This is a genomic window from Microbacterium sp. CFBP 8801 (assembly GCF_014839455.1).
GTDB lineage: Bacteria > Actinomycetota > Actinomycetes > Actinomycetales > Microbacteriaceae > Microbacterium.
Genome location: NZ_JACYNU010000033.1, coordinates 1 through 3432, shown reverse-complemented (window position 1 = coordinate 3432; position 3432 = coordinate 1). Strand labels below are relative to the sequence as shown.

Annotated in this window: 6 protein-coding genes; all 6 read right to left on the bottom strand. The window is 65.8% G+C overall.

The genetic code is table 11. The features are described 5' to 3' along the window. A partial coding sequence (gene rpsS / locus IFR11_RS16030; protein WP_191916839.1) for a 30S ribosomal protein S19 occupies positions 1-265 on the bottom strand: 265 nt, incomplete at its 3' end. Positions 266-277: 12 nt separating this feature from the next. Then, positions 278-1117 (bottom strand): 50S ribosomal protein L2, encoded by an 840-nt coding sequence (gene rplB, locus IFR11_RS16025; protein WP_055833696.1) that lies wholly within the window; start codon positions 1115-1117, stop codon positions 278-280. A 24-nt stretch (positions 1118-1141) separates the two neighbouring features. Continuing rightward, positions 1142-1441 (bottom strand): 50S ribosomal protein L23, encoded by a 300-nt coding sequence (gene rplW / locus IFR11_RS16020; protein WP_055833695.1) that lies wholly within the window; start codon positions 1439-1441, stop codon positions 1142-1144. Continuing rightward, positions 1438-2100 carry a 50S ribosomal protein L4 gene (gene rplD / locus IFR11_RS16015; RefSeq protein WP_055833692.1) on the bottom strand — a complete coding sequence of 221 codons (663 nt, stop codon included), beginning with the start codon at positions 2098-2100 and terminating at the stop codon, positions 1438-1440. The genes rplW and rplD overlap by 4 nt, the downstream gene beginning before the upstream one ends. 2 nt (positions 2101-2102) lie before the next feature. Next, complete coding sequence (gene rplC, locus IFR11_RS16010) at positions 2103-2762, bottom strand: 50S ribosomal protein L3 (RefSeq protein WP_055833690.1); 660 nt, start codon at positions 2760-2762, stop codon at positions 2103-2105. 8 nt (positions 2763-2770) lie between these two features. Further along, entirely contained in the window at positions 2771-3079 is a 309-nt protein-coding gene (gene rpsJ, locus IFR11_RS16005; RefSeq protein WP_013584016.1) for a 30S ribosomal protein S10, read from the bottom strand. Positions 3080-3432: the final 353 nt, after the last annotated feature.

The following is a 3432-nucleotide window of genomic DNA, read 5'->3' as shown; positions in this document are numbered from 1 at the left end:
TCTTGTCGTCCTTCACGTGGCCGCGGAAGGTGCGGGTGGGCGAGAACTCGCCCAGTTTGTGACCGACCATGGTCTCGGTCACGAACACGGGGATGTGCTTGCGACCGTCGTGCACGGCGATGGTGTGTCCCAGCATGGCGGGGATGATCATCGAACGGCGCGACCAGGTCTTGATGACGTTCTTGGAACCGGCTTCGTTCTGCGAGACGACCTTGCGAAGCAGGTGCTCGTCGACGAAGGGGCCCTTCTTAAGGCTGCGAGGCATCTTCCTCTACTCCTACTTACGCTTCTTGCCGGCGGTGCGACGGCGGACGATCAGCTTGTCGCTTTCCTTGTTCGCGTGACGGGTGCGGCCTTCGGCCTTACCCCACGGCGAAACGGGGTGACGACCACCGGAGGTCTTACCCTCACCACCACCGTGCGGGTGGTCGACCGGGTTCATGGCGACACCACGCACGGTCGGGCGGACGCCCAGCCAGCGCTTGCGGCCGGCCTTGCCCCAGTTGATGTTCGACTGCTCGGCGTTACCGACCTCGCCGATCGTGGCGCGGCAGCGCACGTCGACGTTGCGGATCTCACCCGAGGGCAGACGCAGCTGCGCGTAGGGGCCGTCCTTGGCGACGAGGCGCACGGAGACGCCCGCCGAACGGGCCATCTTCGCGCCGCCACCGGGACGCAGCTCGATCGCGTGGATCACGGTACCGGTGGGGATGTTACGCAGCGGCAGGTTGTTGCCGGGCTTGATGTCAGCGCCGGCACCCGACTCGACGACATCGCCCTGCGACAGCTTGTTCGGCGCGATGATGTAGCGCTTCTCGCCGTCCGCGTAGTGCAGCAGCGCGATGCGCGCGGTGCGGTTGGGGTCGTACTCGATGTGAGCGACCTTGGCGTCGATGCCGTCCTTGTCGTTACGACGGAAGTCGATCAGACGGTACTGACGCTTGTGTCCACCACCGATGTGACGCGTGGTGATGCGGCCCTGGTTGTTGCGGCCACCGGTCTTCGACAGGGGGCGCAGCAGCGACTTCTCAGGCGTCGATCGGGTGATCTCGGCGAAGTCGGCCACCGACGAGCCGCGGCGACCGGGGGTCGTGGGCTTGTACTTGCGAATAGCCATTGTTCTTGTCCTCTATCCCGACCGTCAGCCGACAGACGTGAAGATGTCGATGGTGCCCGACTTGAGCGACACGATGGCGCGCTTGGTGTCCTTGCGCTTGCCGGTGCCGAAGCGGGTGCGACGGGCCTTGCCGACGCGGTTGATCGTGTTGACCGAGGCCACCTTGACGCCGAAGATCTTCTCGATGGCGAGCTTGATCTCGGTCTTCGAGGAGCGCGGGTCCACCAGGAAGGTGTACTTGCCCTCGTCGATGAGCGAGTAGCTCTTCTCGGAGACGACCGGCTTCAGGATGATGTCGCGCGGGTCTTTGTTGACGGCGGTCATGCCGAGACCTCCTCGGTGGCAGCGGACTTCGACGCGACGAACGCGTCGTAAGCGGCCTTGGTGAAGACGATGTCGTCGGAGACGATCACGTCGTAGGTGTTCAGCTGGCCGACGGTCAGCACGTGGACGTACGCGAGGTTGCGGACGCTCTTCACCGTCAGCTCGTCGTCGCGGTCGATGACCACGAGGACGTTCTTGACGGCGCCGAAGGCCTTCAGCGCGGCAGCGGCAGCCTTGGTCGAGGGGGCACCCTCGATGGCGAAGCTGTCGACGATGTGCAGACGCTGCCCGCGAGCACGGTCGCTGAGCGCACCCAGCAGGGCGGCGGCGATCATCTTCTTGGGCGTGCGCTGGCTGTAGTCACGCGGCTTGGGGCCGTGGACGATGCCACCACCGGTCATGTGCGGCGCGCGGATCGAGCCCTGACGGGCGTTACCGGTGCCCTTCTGCTTGAAGGGCTTGCGGCCGGCACCCGAGACCTCGCCACGACGCTTGGTCGAGTGCGTGCCCTGGCGTGCCGCGGCGCGCTGCGCCACGACGACCTGGTGGATGAGGGGAATGTTCGTCTTGACGTCGAAGAGCGCGGCGGGCAGCTCGACGGAGCCTGCCTTCTTGCCGTCGGCCTTCACGACGTCGAGCGCGAGAGTCGAGTCAGCCATGATCAGGCACCCTTCACTGCGTTGCGGACGTAGACGATGCGGCCACGAGCACCGGGGACAGCGCCCTTGACGAGCATCAGGCCCTTCTCGGCGTCGACGGCGTGCACCGTGAGGTTGAGGACGGTCACGCGCTCGCCACCCATACGGCCGGCCATGCGCATGCCCTTGAAGACGCGGCTCGGGGTCGACGATGCGCCGATGGAGCCGGGCTTGCGGTGGTTGCGGTGCGAACCGTGCGAAGCGGACACACCCTTGAAGTTGTGACGCTTCATGACCCCCGCGGTGCCCTTGCCCTTGCTGGTGCCGACGACGTCGACGCGCTGGCCGGCTTCGAAGAGACCGTCGACGGTCAGCTCCTGGCCGAGCGAGTAGTCGGCGGCATCCGCCGTGCGCACCTCGGTGAGGTGGCGACGCGGGGTCACGCCGGCGGCGTCGAAGTGAGCCGTGAGGGGCTTGTTCACCTTGCGGGGGTCGATCTGGCCGTAGCCGATCTGAACGGCGTTGTAGCCGTCCTTCTCGAGCGAGCGCAGCTGGGTCACGACGTTCGGAGCGACCTCGATGACGGTGACGGGAACGAGCTTGCCGTTCTCGTCCCACACCTGGGTCATGCCGAGCTTGGTGCCGAGGAGGCCCTTGGAGATCTTGGAGTTGATGTCAGACATGTCGAACCTCAGAGCTTGATCTCGATGTTGACATCGGCCGGGAGGTCGAGGCGCATCAGCGAGTCGACGGCCTTGGGCGTCGGGTCGATGATGTCGATGAGGCGCTTGTGGGTGCGCATCTCGAAGTGCTCGCGGCTGTCCTTGTACTTGTGGGGCGACCGGATGACGCACACGACGTTCTTCTCGGTCGGAAGGGGAACCGGGCCCACCACGGTGGCACCGGCACGGGTCACGGTGTCGACGATCTTGCGCGCCGACGAGTCCAGCCCGGCGTGATCGTACGACTTCAGGCGAATGCGGATCTTCTGTCCCGCCATTGTCTGCTCTCTCTCTTTCTCGCGTCTTACCCGACCTGGGGCATTGGACGCACGGTGGTGCTCTCGCACCCTGGCACTTCCCCTCGCTCACGCGAGAGATGCTGCACCGCTGTTCAGCTGTCAAACCGGATGCCATGGCATCCGGCCCACCCCGCACGCACGCGTGCGAATCCGATGAAGGAAGGGGCTCGGTGTCTGTTCTGCTGCCGGCGGCCCAGGACCCTGCGCTTTCGCGCCGCCTGTGCACTGCCCTGACAGTGATCCTGGCGCGCGCCGAGCGCACGCCGGAATGTGGAACTGCATTAGTCTACGTAGCCCCGAAGCGAGTCGCAAACCCGGGCGTGTCGCGCCCG